General features: G+C 60.9%; 21 protein-coding genes, 1 tRNA gene and 1 pseudogene. 12 read left to right on the top strand and 11 right to left on the bottom strand.

The features are described 5' to 3' along the window. Nucleotides 1–407: 407 nt before the first annotated feature. Nucleotides 408–1,037: a septal ring lytic transglycosylase RlpA family protein gene (locus RA167_RS01075; RefSeq protein ID WP_076785947.1), complete on the top strand. Its 630-nt coding sequence runs from the start codon at nucleotides 408–410 to the stop codon at nucleotides 1,035–1,037. Between the two features lie 59 nt (nucleotides 1,038–1,096). Here the strand turns inward: RA167_RS01075 and rsmI are convergent, their stop codons facing one another. After that, nucleotides 1,097–1,924 (bottom strand): 16S rRNA (cytidine(1402)-2'-O)-methyltransferase, encoded by an 828-nt coding sequence (gene rsmI / locus RA167_RS01080; protein ID WP_076787583.1) that lies wholly within the window; start codon nucleotides 1,922–1,924, stop codon nucleotides 1,097–1,099. A 314-nt stretch (nucleotides 1,925–2,238) separates the two neighbouring features. On the opposite strand from rsmI, the gene RA167_RS01085 reads away from it, so the two are divergent. From RA167_RS01085 to RA167_RS01115, 7 genes and pseudogenes are all read left to right on the top strand, one after another. Next, on the top strand, nucleotides 2,239–2,613 hold the full coding sequence (locus tag RA167_RS01085) for a YraN family protein (RefSeq protein WP_076787580.1): 375 nt from the start codon (nucleotides 2,239–2,241) through the stop codon (nucleotides 2,611–2,613). Nucleotides 2,614–2,645: 32 nt separating this feature from the next. Further along, entirely contained in the window at nucleotides 2,646–3,233 is a 588-nt protein-coding gene (locus tag RA167_RS01090) for an SIS domain-containing protein (protein ID WP_076785948.1), read from the top strand. Between the two features lie 22 nt (nucleotides 3,234–3,255). Then, on the top strand, nucleotides 3,256–4,041 hold the full coding sequence (locus RA167_RS01095; protein ID WP_076787585.1) for a BON domain-containing protein: 786 nt from the start codon (nucleotides 3,256–3,258) through the stop codon (nucleotides 4,039–4,041). After that, nucleotides 4,041–4,439: a c-type cytochrome gene (locus RA167_RS01100; RefSeq protein WP_083706006.1), complete on the top strand. Its 399-nt coding sequence runs from the start codon at nucleotides 4,041–4,043 to the stop codon at nucleotides 4,437–4,439. Before RA167_RS01095 ends, RA167_RS01100 begins: the two co-directional genes overlap by 1 nt. A 57-nt stretch (nucleotides 4,440–4,496) precedes the next feature. After that, a tRNA-Ala gene (locus tag RA167_RS01105) sits at nucleotides 4,497–4,572 on the top strand. A 106-nt stretch (nucleotides 4,573–4,678) separates the two neighbouring features. After that, nucleotides 4,679–5,578 (top strand): annotated as a pseudogene (locus tag RA167_RS01110) (tyrosine-type recombinase/integrase). A 1,337-nt stretch (nucleotides 5,579–6,915) separates the two neighbouring features. Then, nucleotides 6,916–7,248 (top strand): hypothetical protein, encoded by a 333-nt coding sequence (locus RA167_RS01115; RefSeq protein ID WP_235091359.1) that lies wholly within the window; start codon nucleotides 6,916–6,918, stop codon nucleotides 7,246–7,248. Nucleotides 7,249–7,327: 79 nt separating this feature from the next. Here the strand turns inward: RA167_RS01115 and RA167_RS01120 are convergent, their stop codons facing one another. From RA167_RS01120 to RA167_RS01145, 8 genes are all read right to left on the bottom strand, one after another. After that, the gene (locus RA167_RS01120; RefSeq protein ID WP_237574377.1) at nucleotides 7,328–7,546 is read right to left on the bottom strand and encodes a hypothetical protein; all 219 of its coding nucleotides are present in this window, start codon (nucleotides 7,544–7,546) and stop codon (nucleotides 7,328–7,330) included. Nucleotides 7,547–7,548: 2 nt separating this feature from the next. Beyond that, a complete protein-coding gene (locus RA167_RS01125) occupies nucleotides 7,549–7,839 on the bottom strand; it encodes a type II toxin-antitoxin system RelE/ParE family toxin (protein WP_076785950.1) in 291 nt (96 codons plus the stop codon). Further along, a complete protein-coding gene (locus RA167_RS01130; protein WP_076785951.1) occupies nucleotides 7,827–8,105 on the bottom strand; it encodes a CopG family ribbon-helix-helix protein in 279 nt (92 codons plus the stop codon). The genes RA167_RS01125 and RA167_RS01130 overlap by 13 nt, the downstream gene beginning before the upstream one ends. Before the next feature lie 93 nt (nucleotides 8,106–8,198). Beyond that, nucleotides 8,199–8,324, bottom strand: coding sequence for a hypothetical protein (locus RA167_RS15560; RefSeq protein WP_353647129.1), 126 nt, complete (start codon nucleotides 8,322–8,324; stop codon nucleotides 8,199–8,201). A 173-nt stretch (nucleotides 8,325–8,497) separates the two neighbouring features. Next, nucleotides 8,498–8,743 (bottom strand): hypothetical protein, encoded by a 246-nt coding sequence (locus tag RA167_RS01135; RefSeq protein WP_235091357.1) that lies wholly within the window; start codon nucleotides 8,741–8,743, stop codon nucleotides 8,498–8,500. After that, nucleotides 8,740–9,294: a hypothetical protein gene (locus RA167_RS15565; RefSeq protein ID WP_422393155.1), complete on the bottom strand. Its 555-nt coding sequence runs from the start codon at nucleotides 9,292–9,294 to the stop codon at nucleotides 8,740–8,742. The genes RA167_RS01135 and RA167_RS15565 overlap by 4 nt, the downstream gene beginning before the upstream one ends. Nucleotides 9,295–9,685: 391 nt before the next feature. Beyond that, nucleotides 9,686–10,816: a replication protein RepA gene (locus tag RA167_RS01140; RefSeq protein WP_175972422.1), complete on the bottom strand. Its 1,131-nt coding sequence runs from the start codon at nucleotides 10,814–10,816 to the stop codon at nucleotides 9,686–9,688. A 1,034-nt stretch (nucleotides 10,817–11,850) separates the two neighbouring features. Continuing rightward, entirely contained in the window at nucleotides 11,851–12,369 is a 519-nt protein-coding gene (locus RA167_RS01145; protein ID WP_076785953.1) for a DUF6496 domain-containing protein, read from the bottom strand. Between the two features lie 578 nt (nucleotides 12,370–12,947). Between RA167_RS01145 and RA167_RS01150 the strand changes: the two genes are divergently transcribed. Both RA167_RS01150 and RA167_RS15570 read left to right on the top strand, forming a co-directional pair. Further along, nucleotides 12,948–13,457: a hemerythrin domain-containing protein gene (locus tag RA167_RS01150; RefSeq protein WP_076796501.1), complete on the top strand. Its 510-nt coding sequence runs from the start codon at nucleotides 12,948–12,950 to the stop codon at nucleotides 13,455–13,457. A gap of 425 nt (nucleotides 13,458–13,882) precedes the next feature. Then, complete coding sequence (locus tag RA167_RS15570) at nucleotides 13,883–14,095, top strand: hypothetical protein (RefSeq protein ID WP_353647132.1); 213 nt, start codon at nucleotides 13,883–13,885, stop codon at nucleotides 14,093–14,095. Between the two features lie 34 nt (nucleotides 14,096–14,129). On the opposite strand, the gene RA167_RS01155 is transcribed toward RA167_RS15570, so the two are convergent. Further along, nucleotides 14,130–14,996, bottom strand: a complete 867-nt coding sequence (locus RA167_RS01155; RefSeq protein WP_076785955.1) for an SDR family oxidoreductase — start codon at nucleotides 14,994–14,996, stop codon at nucleotides 14,130–14,132. Nucleotides 14,997–15,534: 538 nt separating this feature from the next. Between RA167_RS01155 and RA167_RS01160 the strand changes: the two genes are divergently transcribed. After that, nucleotides 15,535–16,467 (top strand): extracellular solute-binding protein, encoded by a 933-nt coding sequence (locus RA167_RS01160; RefSeq protein ID WP_139337044.1) that lies wholly within the window; start codon nucleotides 15,535–15,537, stop codon nucleotides 16,465–16,467. Next, on the top strand, nucleotides 16,464–18,368 hold the full coding sequence (locus RA167_RS01165) for an ATP-binding cassette domain-containing protein (protein ID WP_076785956.1): 1,905 nt from the start codon (nucleotides 16,464–16,466) through the stop codon (nucleotides 18,366–18,368). Before RA167_RS01160 ends, RA167_RS01165 begins: the two co-directional genes overlap by 4 nt. Here RA167_RS01165 and RA167_RS01170 read toward each other — a convergent pair. Further along, on the bottom strand, nucleotides 18,343–19,101 hold the full coding sequence (locus RA167_RS01170) for a Mut7-C RNAse domain-containing protein (RefSeq protein ID WP_076785957.1): 759 nt from the start codon (nucleotides 19,099–19,101) through the stop codon (nucleotides 18,343–18,345). The two genes, RA167_RS01165 and RA167_RS01170, sit on opposite strands and share 26 nt — an antisense overlap. Nucleotides 19,102–19,195: the final 94 nt, after the last annotated feature.

Raw genomic sequence — 19,195 nt, forward strand, 5'->3', positions numbered from 1 at the left:
TCCGGCGGAGTAGAAAAGGGCGCCGTCCAATAACAACGCCGCGTACGAAACGCGGCGGCATCCAGCATTGCAAGTCGGTGCGACACGTTCCATCCGGTTGGGCGCGGGGCGCCTGATTCCCGGCGTAGCCCGGCACCGGTACGGAGCCTTCACCGCTGGTCGACATGACGCTTGTTTTGCAAGCGCCATGCCAACCGTTGTAACGTCGTCAGCGGTGATTCGGGTCTGGTTGACGTCTCTAAAAAGGGGCGGCCAGACGTGCCTTAAAACCTGGCGGATCACGGCGCTTGCCGTTTCGCGATCGTCGCCCACCGTGCGCAGCCTGCCTGTTCGGTGCTGTGGCGCATCCGTTCGTTCGCCCAGAGCCGTGGCCCTTGGCGGCGGCTCACAATAGTGAAGACGTACCTATGAAAGCTCGATGGCCTCGATGTTATGGGACCGTTTGCGCTCTTCTTCTGCTGGCCGGTTGCGCGACGGACAGCGGTCGCAAGGAGCCAACGACGGTGAGCCCGACGATGGGAAGAGCGGGGGCAAGCAGTGCGGCGGTCGTCCAGTCGGTGTCAAGCCGCGCAAAGTTAGCCCTAGATGCACTCGCGCGCGGGGAGTCGGGCGATGCGCCGGCCGACACGGCCGCACGTCATGTCTCTTCGCTTGCCGATGCCGAGCCGCTGGTCGCGGATGCGCCTGACGTGTCGGACTTCAAGCAGGAAGGGCGCGCATCTTGGTATGGCCCCCGTTTCCATGGCCGTCGTACTGCGAACGGCGAGCGCTTCGACAAGAATGCGTTGACCGCTGCGCATCGGTGCTTGCCGCTGTCATCATTCGTGCGTGTGACCAACGTGGCGAACAAGAGATCGGTGGTGGTGCGGATTAACGATCGTGGGCCGTATCACAGCGGACGGATTATTGACGTGTCGCAGGCGGCGGCGAGTGCACTTGGGCTGCAGCATTCCGGGACCGCAAGAGTGCGGCTGCAAGGCTTGTCGCGCGACGAGGCCCGCGTGGCGATGGCCGAGCAACTCGCGTCGGTCAGATGATCGAAACTGCAGGTTGGTGCAATATGCTCTGTCCCGGGCCGCGGTTCAATCGCGGCTTTTTATCTTCCCGGTCCGTCCTTTTTCAATTCAAGCGCACGCGCATAGAGCACGCCACGTGATGCGCCCGTCAGTGCGACTGCCAGTTTGACCGCGGTGCTGACTGGCACTTCGTTTAGCAATGTCGTCAGTATTGCGTCGTGCTGGTGCGCATCACTTTGCGTGGGTGCGCCAGCACCTTCGACCACAAGGACGAACTCGCCACGCAGCCGGTTCGGATCCGCGGCAAGCCATGCTGGCCCTTCGGCCAACCTGCACTGATGCAGGCTCTCGTGTAGCTTGGTGATTTCTCGCGCGATCAACATTCGACGCGACGGGCCAAGCGTTTCGGCCAACGCGCGTACGGTCTCGAGCGCGCGGTGCGGCGCCTCATAGAAAACAAGCGCTTCTTCACGCGACGCCAATGCTTGGAGCCGGGCGGTCCGCTGCGTTGGCTTGGTCGGCAAGAAACCGGCGAAGGTGAACGTGCTTGCCCAGTCGCCGACCACGCTTAGCGCCGCGGTCACCGCGCTGGCGCCCGGTATCGGCACCACGTCCAGTCCTGCGTCGCGTACTGCGTCGACCAGCCGTGCGCCCGGATCCGAGATGCCAGGCGTGCCCGCGTCTGATACGTACGCGATACGCTCGCCCGCGCGCAGGAAATCAACGACGCGTTGCGCGGCTTCGCGTTCGTTGTGTTCGTGAACCGCCAGCAAGGGGCGCGTGATTTGGTAACGCGCGAGCAGTTGTGCCGTGTTGCGCGTATCTTCCGCCGCAATGCGGTCCACCAGCGCAAGCACGTGCAACGCGCGCAGCGTGATGTCGGCGACATTGCCGATCGGCGTCGCCATCACATAAAGCGCTGGTGCCGGATAGTGCTGGTTCTCGGCGAGCGCGAGGGAATCGATCACGGAATACCTCAGGAGAAGCGATGAGCAACGAAGCGCCCGCCATTGTGCCACGACATGGTATAGCGACTGATACTGCCCGGCCGGCGACGCAGCCGACGCAGCCGACGCAGCCGACGCAGCCGACACAGCCGACACAGCCGACACAGCCGACACAGCCGACACAGCCGACACAGCCGACACAGCCGACACAGCCGACACAGCCGACACAGCCGACGCGGGCCGAAAGGGCGTTAGACAACTTTTCGCGCCGGCCGATGTCGAAGCGGGTCGGTCGTGTTTTCGAGTCGCATGCGCTGCGCCATTTGAGCTGCCACGGGTTGGCGCTAGTAGCGCGCAACGTACGTTATCGGCGCGGGGAGATTGACCTTGTTATGCGGACCACCGATGGGACGATCGTATTTGTTGAGGTCCGTGCTCGCAATCGCCCCGATTATGGTGGAGCACTCGCCAGTGTCGATGTGCGCAAGCAATACCGCCTGATGGCCGCCGCCCGGGCTTTCCTGGCTACGCGTCTGGCAGACGGGCGCCTACGGGCGGTGCCGCCTTGCCGGTTTGACATCGTCGCGTTCGAGGGAGGCCAACTGACGTGGGTCGTCGATGCCTTCAGTGAAGATCCGCGACTGCGGTAAACTCGCGGGCGAGAAACGAGCATGAGCAATTGATGTCGATCGAGAGAATTCAGCGGCAGTTCCGTGAGAGCGCGGAGTTGCAATTGACTGCATTGGACGCACTGGGAGTGCCGATTGCCGCGGCGATCGATGCTATGTTCGCGACACTGGCGAACGGCGGCAAGATCCTGACATGCGGGGATGGCGTGTGCGCATCGGACGCGCAGCGTTTCGCGGCAGCGCTCGTCGGCCGTTTCGAGCGTGAGCGTCCGGGGTTGCCGGCGCTTGCGCTGGCCAACGATGACTCGATGAGAGCGTTGGGTGGCACCCAGGCGCACGACGAGGTCTTCGCGCGCCAGGTGCGGTCGCTGGGACACGGCGACGACATACTGCTTGCGATCGGTGTGCACGATGAGGCACCGGCGCTGGTTGCGGCCATCGATGCTGCGCATGAGCGGGAGATGATCGTCGTCGCGCTGACTGGGGCCGGCGGCGGGCCGCTGACCCAATCGTTGACCGATACCGACATCCATATTTGCGTGCCTGCGCAGCGTCATGCGCGGGTTCATGAGCTTCAACTGCTGACGATCCACTGCTTGTGCGATGGGATCGATGCAATGTTGCTCGGGGAAGAAGACTGACCAAATCAGGGAGAGCTTGTTGATGACTGCCACTTGCGTTCGCAAAACGCTTATGCATGCCGTCCTGGCCGTGGGCCTTGCTTCATCGCTCCAGGGCTGCGGCCTGCTGCTGCTGGGCGGCGCGGCCGGCGGTACGCTGGTTGCTGTTGACCGGCGCACGCTCGGGGCACAGACGGAGGACCGCGAGATCCAAATCAAGGCATTGAAACGGATCGGCGGTGCATTACCGGACACAGCCCACGTCAACCTAACGGTTTATAACCGTCGCGTGTTGTTGACCGGTGAGGTGCCGGATGAAGCCACGAAGCAAAAGGCCGAGTCGATTGTGCGTGATATCACTAATGTGAGCAGTATCGCCAATGAACTGGCCGTGCAGCCCGCGAGCTCGTTTTCTTCGCGCACCAGCGATACGTATATCAGCAGTAAGGTGCAGGCCGCGTTGGTTGGCAGCAAGGATATCTCGGCGAACTATTACAAATGGACCACGGAGCGCGGCATTGTTTATTTGATGGGCTTGGTGACGGTTGATGAAGGCAATCGTGGAGCGGATGTCGTCAGTCGCGTGACCGGTGTGAAGCAGGTCGTCAAGTTGTTTCAGTACGTGAAGCCCGAGGATGCGAAGTCGCTGGTGGCGACGCCGGCATCCGGTGCTAGCGCGGCTTCTGCACCCGAGGTGGAGCAGCCGACGGGGGCGACAGTGGGCGAGGTGCCGCCGTCAGGGGTGACCGCGCAACCGCTTGATCAGCAACCGCCCGCTCCCGTGTCCAACTCGGCGATCAAGCCGGGTAACCCGGAGGCTTCAAATTGATGAGTGGCGTCAATCAGGTGCGTCGGCACGAGGTTTGGTTGTTGGTTGGGTTTAGGTCTGTTCAGTGGGGACTGTTGTGTTGGGGCGTGGCCGTTGTGCTGGCGGGGACGTCCACCGGTGCACATGCGTATGATGCCGAGCGCGCGCAGACCCTGGCGAAGCAGAATGCTTGCTTTGGTTGTCATGCCATCGAGCGCAAACTCGTCGGGCCCAGCTTTGCTGAGATCGCGCAACGGTACAAGGCGGATGCGACGGCGCCCGCGCGGCTGGTCAAGAAGGTCATGCGGGGTGGAGCAGGGGTATGGGGACCGATTCCGATGCCGTCGCAACCTCGGTTGAGTGAGGCTGATGCGAAGGTATTGGTGGATTGGGTGCTGGCAGGGGCGCCGCGGAAGTAGGAGGGGAAACGTCTTGCTTTCGAGGCTTGCATTTCTGCTATACTTATCGCTTTATGTGGGGCGGTAGCTCAGCTGGGAGAGCGTCGCGTTCGCAATGCGAAGGTCGGGAGTTCGATCCTCCTCCGCTCCACCAACAGAATCAAGGGTTTAGCCGATGGCTAGGCCCTTTTTCTTTGGTAGATTCGATTTATTGCGCCAATTTTGCGCCACTCGGCCTGTCGAAGCTCGAGGAGCAGTGAATGGCATCTATCATCCGTCGAGGCGATCTTCAGTGGCAGGCCCGCGTTCGCCGGAAGGGCTACCCCGTACAGACCAAGACGTTCAATACGCGCGCGGAAGCCGAAGCTTGGGCTCGACAGATCGAGTCCGAGATCGACCGCGGCATGTTCGTCAGCCGAACGGAAGCCGAGTCGACAACCCTGTGCGAGGTACTTGATCGGTACGAGCGTGAAATTGCGCCGCTGAAGAAAGGGAAAGCACAAGAAATTTCTTCCCTGCGGACGTGGAAAGCAGCTCCGATCGCACAACGATCGATGGCGTCAGTGCGCAGTTCGGACGTGGCCAAGCTACGCGACGACTGGCTGAAGCAGGCAGATCCACCTTTGAAGCCCGCGACGGTACTGCGGCGCCTGGCCGTTCTCTCGCACGTCTCCAGCATTGCCCGCAAGGAATGGGGAATGGAGAGCCTTTCCAATCCCGTCGAGCTCGTACGCAAACCGCAAGCAAAACGTCACGTTGCTCACCTTCTCGACACTAAGAATGGTAGCTCCCGAGATGTCCCCCTTTCGCCTCGTGCCATCGAGGCGCTGAAAGAGTGGCGGAAGGCTTCCGACGGCCAGCGCGCCGGCGCCCGACGCGTCTTTTCCATCAAAGGAGACGCTGTAACCCGCGCGTTTGAGCGGGCCGTAGATCGAGCTCGGAAGATTTAAGAGCAGGAATGCGAAGACGCAGGCAAGGTACCCGACACGAAGTATCTAGTCGATCTTCGTTTCCATGACTTGCGGCACGAAGCTACGTCCCGGCTCGCGTCTACTTTCCCTATGCACGAACTTGCAAAGATCACCGGCCACCGCGATCCGCGGATGCTGATGCGGTATTACCACCCCAAAGCAGAAGATCTGGCAAAACGACTTAGATAGAGGCTGCGTACATACGTACATATGTACGCGACGATCAGCAAGGCCATCTTGTTGCTTGGCGGACGATCGTATTTCGCCGAACGGCAGCGATAGGGCGCAGCCGATATGGCGATGAGTCAGCCGAGTGGCAACAAAATTTTCGAACTGATTGATGGCATCACGCCGGAGTGTCGTTCTTCGATGCCTTTTCGAGCGCGATGTCCGGCGCTGCACGCGGCACTACGGTCCTCGAACTGAGGACTTGGTGAAGCGAGACTGAAGTAACGATCAAGGCCGCCGCATACATACATGCGTACGTAATTACGTATATTATTGTTTTTAAATGGAAATATTGAATTTTCTGCTGCTTTGCTCTAGATTGATCAGCACAATTCGCAGCACCGAATCCCAATCGGGGCTGTGATGATGCTGGTGCCGCTGAGTCAAGTCAGTGAAGGGATAACTCAGAAAACGGCTGCGCTCCCGAGAGCGTAGGGAACCGACCAGGCTCTGCAATCTGCGCGAAGTTGCATTGCTGAATCGGTTTGTCAGTCCGCTAGCCACCTGCAAGGGGCTCTCACACGTGGGGGACGACACCCCACACGCGCTTTTCTCGTGTGTGAAAGGTAGACGTGCGCCCCTTGGTAGCCGCAGATTGCGGATCTCCGCGTGTCATTTTTATCGAACAACTTGCCGAATTGATCGGTAAGACCCCAGCCACGATCCGGACCTTCGCTGCAAAGGACCGGTATCGGTACCTCATCCCCACGCCTTTCAAGATGCCACATAGTCGCAGGCTTTGTTGGTACGAGCATGAGGTGTTCTCCTGGATTGAGCAGAACCGTGGGGGGCAGCAATGAGGCGAAACTCCAATAAGACCACGCCGGCTACTTCCAAGGCCACGGCAAGCGAATCCGCGCCGGTACTGCTATGGACGAAGCGCGGATGGATCGTGTGCTTTGCGGCCTGTTTGATTGCTGCATTCCTATCCCACTCTTTCAACTGGATGTGGCTGGCGTCGGCAGCAGTGCTTCTTATCCTCGCGTTAGACGCTCATGAGCGCTTTAGAGCCGTCGCAGGAGAGCCCTGTCGGGAATATCAAGCAACAAGCAAAGTCGGCTGGAGTCGAGATCGCAAAGCGCCTCTTTATCCCGACATACGCGTTCTGAAAGAACCTGGAATCGATCAAGGCAGCCAAACAGCAGCATGACGAAAACGTCATCTTCATCAAGGAGCTATACGAGCGCGCGAAGAAGAAGGTTCGCGCTGAACGGCAGATTGAGGACACCACCGCTCACGAGCTGGGATTCGACGAAATGATGCGGAGTCGATCAATCGGTGCACCAAGCATTGCGGAGTTGGAGAAACGGTTCCGGTTTCAAAAACGGCTTGCCATTGGAACGGGGACAGCTTTTCTTTTGATAGCGGCCTATGCAATTTCACGCGGCAACGTGCTCGGCATCTTCACGCTTGTCGCCGGATTGCCGGTGATGTTCATGGCCAGCTTGGATGTGCAATTTCGCCTCTGGCAGGTCCGCAACCGCCGACTGTCCGAGCAGAGCACGGCAGCCTTAGCGACTTCATGCGAGAGCCCGGTTGGTTTGTCAGCGTGCTCGATCCCGAGCTCGGGAAGCACCAGAAGGGAGAGCAGGCATGAAACGCAGCCCCCTTTTTCCTTACCGCGCTTCTGAACGGTTTCGTCTCGACCCCCGCACTCGCTGAGGGCACGACGCTTGGAGAGATCACCCAAGCGGCGAATCGCTCCGGCGATTATAGCCGCCAAGCCTTCATCGTCAGATGTATTAGCCGGAACCATTGATCATGCGCTACAGCATCGGCGAACAACCGCAACGTAGGCTCGTGCCGAACCGTGACCTGCTCCAGGATCAGACGGTAAACCTGCAGGGGCGACAGTCCTCGCTTGGCCAGAATAGCCGCCGCCTCGTCGTGGAGCACGTTGATCCGCGCCTTCACCTCGTCGTTGGTCATGATCAATACCCCGCTTCCTTCTGGTGTCGGACAGCCAAGATCGTGACGGCATCGGCATCCAAGCGGTACCGAGCTACGTAACCACTATCCCCGAAATCAATGGGCCACTCTCGATACTGCTCGGGCAGACCTTCTACGAGACGTCCCATTCGAGGGTGGGCGCCGAGAGCTTGTACGCCTTGTCTAATCGCTTCACCAGCCCGCCTCGCGGCATCAGGATTCTTCGGTCGCAGGAAGTCGCGCAGCCGCTGCATATCTCGGATAGCCGCCGGCGCAAAGATTACTTGTGGCATTCTGGCGGAGGCAGTTCGTTTTCAGTTCCCCAGCTCGCGAGCCACTTTTCCACTTCCTCGGCGGTCGCGTGCAGGCCAGTCGCCTGAAATTCATCCCATGCCTTGAGCGTGTCCTGGTTCAACGCCTCACGCTTTTCCTCGCGCTCGACATACTGCTCAATGGCTTCACGCATGATCCAATGCGGAGTGCGCCGACGAGCCTCGGCCAAGTGCTGAACCCGCCCTTTTAATTCATCATCAATCTTGATAGATGTTGCCGTAACCATGACATGGCCTCCGTAGCGAAGGTAATACCTGCGACTACTATAGACCTAAGTGCAATTCGTGTCCACGCGACCCCAATAATTCGGCGAACCGGTTCATGGCTTGCTGGGACGGCTGGGCGTTCGCCGGCGCGCGTGCCTCGCCGCAGCCGCTGCTGCGGCACGGCGCAGTGCTTCTTGGTCGGCGCCTCGTAGGCGGACATCAATTCGATATTTGACCATCAGGTCGATCGCACGTCGCTTGAATTCATCGCTGCCAGTGAGCTCGAATGTGCCCCGTACTTCTCCGCGGCCAACCGGAGCGCAGTCGTAATCGACATATCGTCACCGTCGCCTTTGGCGAGTACGTCGATGCCTCGACCGAGATCAACGAAAGCGTCACGACCATCGTCCAATCAATAGATAACCGCGCCGTCCCGGCGAACACGGAAATACAGTCCCTCGGCGACGTTTCGCGCAACCGGGTCCACATCATCAATGTGCACGACGCCGTCGGCCTCGTCATTGGCGAGGGCTTGCACCAGCTCTCGCGTACGTCGCTTTTCACTGTAGACGAAGCCGCGTAGCTGCCCTATAGCCGCACCGTCGCCAGCGGCCGCCTGCCATTCGACCCACTCGCGGTATGACAGTCTGCGATTCATTGGGTCTGCGAATATCGCCTGACGCTCTTTGCGGATCTCGCGTAGCAGCCGATCGCGCTCCCGCAGAGACTCGAATGCAACGACGCTATACAGCGCTTTACGGGCTGCGGCGACCGGAACCGTTTCTCGGATCTCGCGTCGCTTCTGACGAGCCGCCTCGCGGATGTCCAAGGATCGCTGCCGCACGGTGTCCGGGTCGAGTCGCGATACACGAACGCCCTCTTGTACTCGCCGTACCGGGCGCGTAGCTCGCGTCGGGCTTCGGCGTGCTCTTGCCGGCGCTCCTCGCGGATCTTGGGATCATGCTTCAGCGGCCGATACTTGTCGTAGGTAAGAACGGCGTCGGTCGTCGACATCGAAGGTTTGAATGGGCCGAGCCGTTTAGTCAGCCGCGTTTTGCCCAGCTCCTCGTGCATGTCGCTGGCCTTGGTTGGCGTAGTGTCGCCTGAGTTGACGTCATAGATTGCGAACCCCCGCCCTTTTTCGCGCAGTTCGAGCCCGTACTTCGCGAGCAGGTTGTGAAGTTGCCGCCTTGGTAGATATCCCACCATAGGCCTAGGGCGGTATCAGGTCATTGGAAGGGACGGGGTGCGTAGCGTAAGCCCTGGGAAGATAGACGGTCTTTGCTGCGGTAAACATGTCACTTTCCCCACAAATTCGAGTGATAAACTACTAAGTATATCTAAAGGAAAAGACATAAAGGAATAGATACAGGAGAATCGAGACAAATCTCCGGGAAGCCGCGCCATCGCTGGCCTTAACGGATTTTGCTAGCGTTTCAGTGAGAGTTGCTCATCACGGATAAGCCGACTTGTTTACAAGCCTTATCCACAGGCGAAAGCGCCCGTGAGAGTTCATCATCACGGGCGCTTCGCTGTGACGCTGCCTAGGTCGGAGGGGTGATTAAGCGTTGGAGTTCTGATTACGGAATCGCTGAGTCCGTCAGAACAGTTCCGGCTGCCGCGGCACATGAGGCGGGGACGGTAACAGGATCACACCACTGTCGGTCACTTCGACATTGGCGCGCAGATAGACAATCTGGACAGCCTTCAACGCCTTGAGGAAGGCTTTCTTGAAGTCCAGTACGGCACGATGCGTCTCATAGTTGCTACCGAATTGGCCCATAAGGGCCTCCCATCGAATGGGGCGGCTGCGACGCTGCGTATAGCTCATGCGGTAGGTAAGCCAAGTGTACACATCCATCGCAAGCGGTGAGCCCCGCAGTGCTTTGTAGACACGTAGGTCGATAGGCACTGGTTTATCGACGCACTCTCGGAAAAAACTTTCTGAGAGCCGCACCTTGCTTTTCCAGGTGCCGGCCAGTTCCCGCGCCTGAGGAATCCATAGAGTGCTGCTGTTGACCGGCGCTGGCAGCTCCGGAAGCTCAAGCCGCAATTCCTGTTCGTGTAGCTCCAGGCGATCGGCAATCGTTACGTTGTGCAACTGGAAGCCGCGATGCTGCATGTCGCCCGTGTACTGTACCGTGATGAGGGAGCCAAACAAGCGCTTCATCTGTTCGGCAACGCGCGTAGAACTACCGCGCTTGCCGCCGCCGCGTCGAATATCCAGCACGTCGCGGAGAAATACCGAAAGCGAGTCGCCCAGCTCGATAAGCGGCGATTGCGTTCGCACGGCCTCGGTGGCAACCCAGGACATGAGCAAGCGGGGATAGATCCAGAAGGGAATCCCGCCTTCGTAATCCGCGACGATTCGCAAGCGGAAGTCGCCGTTCTCGCGCTTGAACACGTCCACCTTAGGGTCTTTGTAGGGCATCGTAGCGATGACCAGGGCGCGCGCCATGAAACCCAGCGAGCCGGCGCTCTTGGCGTCCTCCTTCTCAATGGCAAGGTGCGCCTCGATCACCTCTTGCACCCATGCCGGCACCTTACCAGCGAGATAGTCGATCTCGGCCTGTACCTGGCGAAGCTGTATGCGTCTATCGGCGGCGCATAATTTGGCTGCAGCTTCGTTGTGTGTGGAGCACCAGCTGGCGGTCACCACGTCAGTCGTCAGTTTATGTGCGCTCCGATCGGATTGCTCCAGGATGACACGCGCAGCCTGAAGGCTCGTCATAGCGAACCTCCTTGGCTGTATTCGCATCCTTGCCTTTTTGCGTCCCCCTCGATCCATCCCGAGAAATAGGAAAACGGATCAAGGTTGTGGGGTTATGGGCTCATTGGGCGGCCGGCCTGGCCAACGTTGAACCCCGCTTGCCATGCCGATGGGTTGATTCGAACCTTGACGTTCATCGCGTACCCCCTGCCAACCCGGATGAGGGGACGCTTAGCCGCGCTTGCAGTTTCGCTACCTGCTCCGCCTTCGTCGGCCGGCCTCGCTGGGCTGGTCGGTTGGCGGGGTTGCACGGGTCAACAGCAATTTGCTGATCGATAAGCGCCGCAACATCGATGAGCCGAAAGACGCGCTTGCGGCCAACCTTCCCGGATTCTATCGGGTACGTGCCTTTGCTGAGGCGATTCCGGGTAGTTTGCGGCGCTTCGCTGGTGATCTCCGCCACCTGCGCAATCGACAGGGCGGGAGGGTACAGCGACGACAAGTACGGAAGCGAGCTGCCGGCATGCCCGGCAAAAAACGGAGGTTTGGAGCGTTGCATGGACGTACGCCTTCTGCAATCGCCCGCGCATCTGTACATTGGAATCGGTACTCACCATCGATCCGCCGATTCCTCGATGGCTTTCCTTACAGGCTCTTCTTCGTCCCGCCGCGGCCTGCTTCGTCGGTAGAACGGCCTCAAAGAGGCATCAGTGCTCTGTCGCTGGCTCTGCCCCGAAACGTCAACCGGGGTTCCTTCCAGTCTGACGGCCTGCTCAAGCAGGTTGGGGAGAAAGCTGGCCGTTTAGCGACGGCCAAAGCAATAACTGGGCTGATTGTACCGGGCTGTACCGATATAATTCAAGTTTCGCGGGCCTCCTGCGCCGATCACCAGCATTATTCGTTCGTTATCGGCCAGCCGCTTATCAGCCAGCGGCTTCGAGGGCGCGTAGAGCAGGGCCATGTTGGCCAGTCACGGCACAGACGCCGGGATGGCTGCGCGGGGAAGCGGCTACGCGGGATCGCGTGGCGCGACCCCGCGGACCCGCGTCCGTCCCTTAATGGTGTGCACGTGCGGCGCGCGTGTGGGCAGCCTTCTTGGCGGCGGCGGAGCGGCCTGCCGCGCCCTTGGTCCTGGCGGCACGCTTGGCCGCAGCGGAGCGGCTGGCGGCCGGCCGTTTCGCCGCGGCGGACTTGGCCTGCTTTGACATCGACTCGCGTGTGGCACCGTCTGAATGCTCGCGTCGCAGTACGGAAGTCGTCGTGCGCGAGCGCTTAGCCTGGGTCTCCTTGCTTGCGGAACCCGTCGTCTTGTGTTGGCTTGCCGCGCTGTCTTTGGCCGCTTTTTTGCGGGTGGCCTCGCTGCTGGTGCCCTTCTTCGGCGGTTTCAGGTCGATGCCGGCTCGCCGCGCCTTTGACAACCCGATTGCCACGGCTTGCTTGGTCGAACGCACGCCATGCTTGCCGGCTCGCACATGCTCAACCTCTTCCTTGACGAATTCGCCGGCCTGTGTGCTGGCCGATTTCCCTGCGCGCTTGTCGGCCTGCGCTCGAGCCATAGTCTTTCTTTCTGGCATGACAATCCTCCTTGAAAGAGATGCTGTATGCGCAGATTGAGCAAACTCAGTGCCAACGCGTGGCTGCGGCAGGCGCTGGCCCTGCGCTCGCATGGATCGGATGGTTTTAGGCCATCGAGATGGCGCAACGCATGCCCTCGGCGTCCCGAATCGGTACCGGTGCAGCCCGATTCACCGATGCAGCCTGATTGCCCCATGTCGAGCGCGCAAAAGTCAGTGCTTGTGCGATCTCGGTCGCCGTCAGCTGGTCCCGAAAGCCGATGTGGTATCGGCTCGCCAGCCGTTACCGCAGCGGCTTTTGGACGCGGAACGGCTTCAATGTTCAGGCATACGATCGATAAAACATCGTTACCTGCGAGCACAAGATGAGCGTGCAGTATGGGCCGCCAGTGCCCGACCCGCTGCCCGCGTGCGGGGTTGGCTTCGGGCGGGAAGCGGGAGCGATGCTCACGCCGTGCCGTGCGGTGGCCCGGCGACACAAAGGGCGGGCGCGTTGATTGCTAAATGCAGTAGGCTTTTTCATAGGAGCGAACATGACCACTACTGCAACACACCAAAAATCTACGCGATCCTCGACGATGCCACCTCATGGCGTCGATATGGCGCGTGCAGCCGAACAGGACGCGATTGCGCTGCTGGAGGCGGACCATCGCGCAGTCCAGCGGCTATTCGATACGTTCGAGAAGACGCCCGATAACGACCTTGATGCCAAGGCAACCCTGGTTACGCGCGCATGCGACGAGTTGGCCATGCATACGATTATTGAGGAAGAGATCCTGTATCCGGCCGCGCATCGCGCGCTGTCAGGACAGCCGCAAAAGGAAGTTGACGAGGCCTATGTCGAGCATTTTCTTGTCAAGACGTTGATGGAGAAACTCCGGGCCTCCCGGGCAGGCGACGATGGTTTTGATGCGGCGTTCAAGGTGTTGGCGGAAAACGTCCAGCATCATGTCAGCGAGGAAGAATCGGTGCTATTCCCTGCGCTGCGCAAAGCGGGCGTCGACCTAGATGAACTCGGCGCTCGTATCGCACAGCGCAAGGCGCAGTTGCAGGCAAAAGTGTCAAAGGATGTCGGTGACCGTACTTAATGCGTGAACGACCCTTGGTGCGCTGGGTCAGCCTGCCTGGCAAGGCAGGCTGATATTGCTGTGGGCGCGCCGCCGTTGGACTGACGTCGGAACAGGTGGTGCGCGCAGGCTTGCCACAGGTTGGCTTAAATTGACTCAGAGCAGCACAAGTCAGCGCAGATTGGCCGGCCTAGGTTATCCCGAGCTGGCTTAGGTTCGCTCAGGTGCCGGCAGGGACCCCGCGCCAGGAGTAGTGTTTGATGACAAGCTGGGCCGATCTTGTGGCAGTTTCCACCCTTGTTCAAATTCGATGCAGCGCGCTTCGAGGCATTCTTCGCGATGCGGCTCCGGGACATGATGACGGCGACGGAGCTTGCCAGCGGACATGACCATCTGACCACGCAGCCTATTGGGCAATCAAATATAACCATAAGCTTAGGCATACGATCGACGTGCGCCATGGGAGCTTTGTCGATCTATTGCCCATTCGTCTGCTGTGCCGCTATGCTACTGGGGTTGTGTTGAATGCCGCTGGACATTGGCCCTGCATCGAGGACCTTGTGGCCGATTTCGTTTATCTGCACCTGCACGGCACCGGGAGTGAGGACGCCGGCGCGTACAAGCGGCCCAACGCCGCAGTACGAAACCACACCGCATAGCGTGCTGGGCGCAAGCCGCCTGCCTGACGTATGATTAAAGCATCGGTGCGCCACCCGTTACCGCAACCGTTGCGCCTGAAACATAGCTCGATTCGTCGGACGCGAGCATCACATACACGGGGGCCACTTCGGCTGGCTGTCCGGGCCGTTTCATCGGCACCTGCGTGCCAAATTGCTTGACCTTTTCCGCCGGCATTGTCGCGGGGATCAAAGGGGTCCAAATCGGCCCCGGCGCTACGCAGTTTGCTCGAATGCCTTTTTGCGCGAGCAATTGTGCCAATCCCGCCGTGAAATTTTGGATCGCCCCTTTGGTGGCGGCATACGCCAGCAACGTCGGATTCGGACGGTCGGCATTGATCGATGTGGTGTTGATGATGGCGCCGCCCGCCTTCATATGATGCAGCGCGGACCGGGTGATCCTGAACATCGCGCCAATGTTCGTATCGAATGTGTTGTCCCACTCATCGTCTGAGATCTCGTCCAGCGACTCGTGCGTCATTTGAAACGCCGCATTATTGACCACAACATCGATTTTGCCGAATGCGTCAACGGCTTGCTGGACAATCCGCGCGCAGTGCTCGCGCTGTGCCACATCGCCGCGCACGAGCACGGCGCGTCGTCCTGCCTGCTCAACCCAGCGCGCTGTCTCGCGCGCATCGTCGTCCTCATTAAGATAGGCAATCAACACGTCAGCGCCTTCCCTAGCAAAAGCGATGGCGACTGCGCGTCCGATTCCGCTATCGCCGCCGGTAATGATCGACGCTTTGCCAGCAAGACGGCCCGAGCCTTGGTATGAATGCTCGCCATGGTCGGGTTGCGGTTGCATGTCCCCAGTGTGGCCAGGCACTGTAGTTTGCTGTTGGTGTGGCAGTGGGGGTTCTGGACGTTGATTTTCAGTCATGACACGCTCCTATTCGTTGATTGTCGCGCGACACCGGCGCGCACATGTAGGTGAAGCAACCAACAGGCCTGCCGCGCGCGCGCTCCGCTCAGCGCACGATGGAGCCGTACGACGTTGCGCCATACTGATCATAATTTGCCGCGGTAATTGGGTTCCCCGTCGGAAGTGGGCCACTCAACGCCGCTGCGACTTTGCTGCACAATGAGCGTTCATTTGCATTCCATCCGATCGTCCTGGCCAACCGTCTGCCCCGATGAACTCGTGCTGGACAGTACACTCAACGACAGGCGCATCAGTACCTCAATTGGAAATAGCCGTTGCTAATTTTTCATGGGTGAAGTGGCGGCGCGAGCATTCTTAGTGCAAGCGCGACTCGTTCGCATACCTTGGCAGTTTGGGTGCGGACCCTCGTGCAGTCTAGCTGACCGAGCGTGCGTGTGGGATGACAATGCTGCCGCAACATGGGACGGCGGCGCGCAAAAGTCAACGCGCCCGACAGCGTAATATATGGCCCAATACAACGAAGACGGGGAACGCAATGTTGGATGAACGTTTCGCGGCGAACGCCCAAGCGCTGTGCCTATCGCTGTCTTGGCTTGTGCGCAGTGCGCTCGTGCTGGCGGCGGTGGCCGTGGCGGCGGCGCCCGGTGTCGCGCTGGCCGGCGACGCTGGCACGGTCCGGGTGTTGTACGCCGGGTCGCTGGTGCATGTGATGGAGCACTCCATCGGGCCGGCATTCGAAAAGGCGTCAGGGCTGACGTTCTCTGGCTATAGCGCCGGCTCAAACAAGTTGGCCAACGAGTTGAAGGGTAAGCTGCGGCGCGGTGACGTGTTCATCAGCGCCACGCCGAAGGTCAATGCGAGCCTGGGCGGTGCTGCGAACGGCAATCGGGTTAGCTGGTATGTGAATTTTGGCGAGTCGCCGCTGCTGCTCGGCTACAACGCAAACAGCCGCTTTGCAGCGGCGCTGAAGACTGAACGCTGGGACAAGGTGTTGCTGCAGCCGGGCATCCGGATTGGGCGCACGGATCCGAAGCTCGATCCGAAGGGGGCCTTTACGCTCGAGGCAGTGACTCGCGCCGCGTCGCTGTATCGGCAGCCTGACCTGGTGCGGCGCATGCTCGGAACACCGGACAATCCGAAACAGGTGTTGCCGGAAGAAACACTAATGGGCCGCCTGCAGTCAGGGCAGCTCGACGTGGGCTTTTTTTATTCGACCGAGACGGCGCAGTTGCACATCCCGACAGTGAAATTGCCGGCCGAACTCGCGGTCAAGGCCAGCTATACGATCACGATCCTGAACGACGCGCCAAACCAGGAAGGCGCGATGCACTTCGTGACGTTTCTGCTCGGCGCGAAGGCGCGCGCATTACTGCGTGACGCCGGCATCGACGTGATTGTGCCGAGTGTTGGCGGCGAGCGCACACAGCTCCCCGCACGCGTGCAGGCCATGCTCGACGCGGCGCGATGATGCTGCAACGTGGCAGTGGCAGTGGCAGTGGCGCGGGGCGGCGGCGCGCCACACCCCTGAGGTGGCTTGCGGCCTTGCTGGCGCTTTATCTGTGCGCGCCGTTTATTGCCATGCTGCCGCAGCTCGCGCATGCCGACTGGCGCGCGATCGAGCCCGGGGCGCTTGTCAAGGCAACCACCGTGTCGGTTGGCAGCGCGACGCTGGCTACGCTGCTGATCGCGCTCACCGGGATCCCGCTCGGTTATCTGCTGTCGCGTTCACGCTCTAGATGGGCGAGCGTGCTCAGCTTTGTTGTGCAATTGCCCCTGGCGTTGCCGCCGCTGTCCAGCGGCGTGCTCCTGTTGTTCCTGATCGGTCCGTACAGTCCGCTCGGTACGTTAACTGGCGGCGGGTTAACTGATTCGTTCGTGGGCATCGTGCTCGCGCAAACTTTCGTGTCCGCGCCGTTTCTGATTGTGGCTGCCCGTTCGGCATTCGATTCCGTCGATCCGGTCCTTGACGACGTCGCGGCTACGCTGGGGCATGACGCGCGCACGCGCTTGCTGCGCGTCTGGCTGCCGATCGCCTGGCCGTCCATCCGCGCCGGCATGGTGCTCGCGTGGCTGCGTGCATTCGGCGAGTTCGGCGCTACGATGATGGTGGCCTACCATCCGTACTCGCTGCCGGTGTATACGTATGTGATGTTCGGCTCGGTGGGTCTACCCGCGATGCTGCCGTTACTCGCGCCGACGTTGGGCATCGCGCTGGCACTGTCGCTGGCGGTCACCGTCCGTCTGCGGCCATCGTGCCCGGTCGCCATGGCCGCCCCGGGCGACGAGCTTGACCCATTGCGCTCGCTCGCCCGGGAAGTCGTGCCAGTGCCACGTCATTCGTCAGGTGGCACGCTTGCGTTTCACTTCACATGCACGCTCGGCGATTTCGTGCTCGATGTTCAATGGAGCGCGCGCAGCCGGCGGTTGGCGATCATTGGCGCGTCTGGGTCCGGCAAGTCCCTCACGCTGCGCATGATCGCCGGTCTGCAGCACGGCGCGACGCAATCGGTAATCGTCGATGGTGAAGTGCTGACGGCTAGCGCGCCGCAGTCGCGGCACATGGCCTACGTGCCGCAGGACTACGGTCTTTTTCCGCATATGAGCGTTGCGCGACAGCTTACGTTCGCCGCCGATGCCGACCCGGACGCCGCGCGCTACTGGAGCCTGCATTTGGGGATCGCACCACTGGCGCAGCGTCTGCCAGCCCAGCTTTCGCTTGGCCAGCGGCAGCGCGTGGCACTGGCGCGCGCATTGGCGCGCAAGGCGCGCGTGATCTTGCTAGACGAGCCGTTCTCCGCGCTGGACACCCCGCGCCGGCGTACGTTGCGCGAGACGTTGCGCACGTTGCAGCGGGAGATCGATGCGATCACGGTGCTCGTCACGCATGATCCAGAGGATGCGGCGTTGCTGGCCGACGAGATTCTTGTGCTGGACCGTGGACGCGTGTTGCAGCAAGGGCCGACGCGCGCGCTATTCGAGCGGCCGGCCAGCCTGAAGGTGGCGCAGTTGCTAGGTATCGACAACGTCGGCGAGGGCACACTGGTAGCCGGCGGCAAGGTAGATATCGGCGGCGTGTTGCTCGATGTGCGCGACGACGGTCTGCCAGCTGGTACACGGCTGATGTGGCGCGTCGATGCGCGCGGCGTCTCGATGACAGAGCAGGGCCAGCACACCGCAGTGGTGGAACGGGTGTATGAATCGCACGGCGAGACGCGCGTGGCGGTGCGACTGGGCACCGCGCTGCTTCATTGCCGTGCGCCATCGGACGCCGACGCGCGCACAGCGTTCGGGCTGCATGTTTGCGAAGGCCGCTGTTGCCGTGTCGATATCGCGGCAGGCACGACTACGGTGTGGCCCGTGATGCCGTAGCAGCTCGTCCGCCCAGCACGTCGTCCATCAGCTCGCTCATCCGCTTCCAATGCGAGCCTTCCCAGTAGATTCTGCCGCATACGTCGCAGGTCACAAACCGGTCGCATCGCTCGCGCACGTTGGGCGGAACCCGCGCGAGCACGTCAGCTTTATCGACTCGGCGCAAGGGCGCATTGCAGTGCAGGCATAGGCACAATGGCCGTGCCTGTGCGTGCAGCGACAGCCGCGCGGCGACTTCACGCAGCTGTTCGAGTGGATCGAGTGCGTGCACATAGCACCCATGCTCGATGCTGCGCCGCTTGAGTAATTCTCGGTCGCGCGTGAGCACAATGCGTCGCTCCTGCGCGGCGATTTGCTCGACGTTGCGATCGTCGATGCGATTGTCGTACAACGTGTCAAAGCCCGCCATGCGCAGCAGGCGCGCGAGCCGGCCTAGGTGGGCGTCAGCGAGGAACCGCAACGGGTCGGGTAGCGCGCCGCGCAGCGGCACCGGGGCGCGCTCGCTGGGTGGATACACGACCACGCTGTCCCCGTCGGCGAGCGGTCGCTCGAAGCCGGCCGCCTCACCATTGATGACAATCCGTCCCACTTCGGTATGCGGCACGCCCAGCGCCTCGATCGTATGCTTGACCGACGCATTGCGCGCGTACGATGCGGCGAATGTCCGCTGACGCAGTCCTGCCGGCAGGAACGCGTTCAGTTCAGCGTGGAAACGGAAGGTTGCCGTGGTCATTACAGTCGCTCCGGCGGCGGCTCGCGGCGCGACGCGCTACAGCGCGCGCCGGATCTTGGTCACGCCGAATAAGTTTAGCGCCAGCCCCGCGATC

The organism is Mycetohabitans endofungorum, assembly GCF_037477895.1.
In the GTDB taxonomy this organism is placed as follows: Bacteria; Pseudomonadota; Gammaproteobacteria; order Burkholderiales; family Burkholderiaceae; genus Mycetohabitans.

What these genes read in the sequence shown, in the direction of transcription:
- RA167_RS01165 (WP_076785956.1), top strand. Translation starts at nt 16,464, where the DNA reads ATGATGCTGCAACGTGGCAGTGGCAGTGGCAGTGGCGCGGGGCGGCGG.
- RA167_RS01160 (WP_139337044.1), top strand. Translation starts at nt 15,535, where the DNA reads ATGTTGGATGAACGTTTCGCGGCGAACGCCCAAGCGCTGTGCCTATCG.
- RA167_RS01125 (WP_076785950.1), bottom strand. Translation starts at nt 7,839, where the DNA reads ATGCCACAAGTAATCTTTGCGCCGGCGGCTATCCGAGATATGCAGCGG.
- RA167_RS01145 (WP_076785953.1), bottom strand. Translation starts at nt 12,369, where the DNA reads ATGCCAGAAAGAAAGACTATGGCTCGAGCGCAGGCCGACAAGCGCGCA.
- RA167_RS01085 (WP_076787580.1), top strand. Translation starts at nt 2,239, where the DNA reads ATGTCGAAGCGGGTCGGTCGTGTTTTCGAGTCGCATGCGCTGCGCCAT.
- RA167_RS01140 (WP_175972422.1), bottom strand. Translation starts at nt 10,816, where the DNA reads ATGACGAGCCTTCAGGCTGCGCGTGTCATCCTGGAGCAATCCGATCGG.
- rsmI (WP_076787583.1), bottom strand. Translation starts at nt 1,924, where the DNA reads ATGGCGACGCCGATCGGCAATGTCGCCGACATCACGCTGCGCGCGTTG.
- RA167_RS01100 (WP_083706006.1), top strand. Translation starts at nt 4,041, where the DNA reads ATGAGTGGCGTCAATCAGGTGCGTCGGCACGAGGTTTGGTTGTTGGTT.
- RA167_RS01135 (WP_235091357.1), bottom strand. Translation starts at nt 8,743, where the DNA reads ATGAATCGCAGACTGTCATACCGCGAGTGGGTCGAATGGCAGGCGGCC.
- RA167_RS01075 (WP_076785947.1), top strand. Translation starts at nt 408, where the DNA reads ATGAAAGCTCGATGGCCTCGATGTTATGGGACCGTTTGCGCTCTTCTT.
- RA167_RS01130 (WP_076785951.1), bottom strand. Translation starts at nt 8,105, where the DNA reads ATGGTTACGGCAACATCTATCAAGATTGATGATGAATTAAAAGGGCGG.
- RA167_RS01120 (WP_237574377.1), bottom strand. Translation starts at nt 7,546, where the DNA reads ATGACCAACGACGAGGTGAAGGCGCGGATCAACGTGCTCCACGACGAG.
- RA167_RS15565 (WP_422393155.1), bottom strand. Translation starts at nt 9,294, where the DNA reads ATGGTGGGATATCTACCAAGGCGGCAACTTCACAACCTGCTCGCGAAG.
- RA167_RS01150 (WP_076796501.1), top strand. Translation starts at nt 12,948, where the DNA reads ATGCCACCTCATGGCGTCGATATGGCGCGTGCAGCCGAACAGGACGCG.
- RA167_RS01155 (WP_076785955.1), bottom strand. Translation starts at nt 14,996, where the DNA reads ATGACTGAAAATCAACGTCCAGAACCCCCACTGCCACACCAACAGCAA.
- RA167_RS15560 (WP_353647129.1), bottom strand. Translation starts at nt 8,324, where the DNA reads ATGGTCAAATATCGAATTGATGTCCGCCTACGAGGCGCCGACCAAGAA.
- RA167_RS01170 (WP_076785957.1), bottom strand. Translation starts at nt 19,101, where the DNA reads ATGACCACGGCAACCTTCCGTTTCCACGCTGAACTGAACGCGTTCCTG.
- RA167_RS01090 (WP_076785948.1), top strand. Translation starts at nt 2,646, where the DNA reads ATGTCGATCGAGAGAATTCAGCGGCAGTTCCGTGAGAGCGCGGAGTTG.
- RA167_RS01095 (WP_076787585.1), top strand. Translation starts at nt 3,256, where the DNA reads ATGACTGCCACTTGCGTTCGCAAAACGCTTATGCATGCCGTCCTGGCC.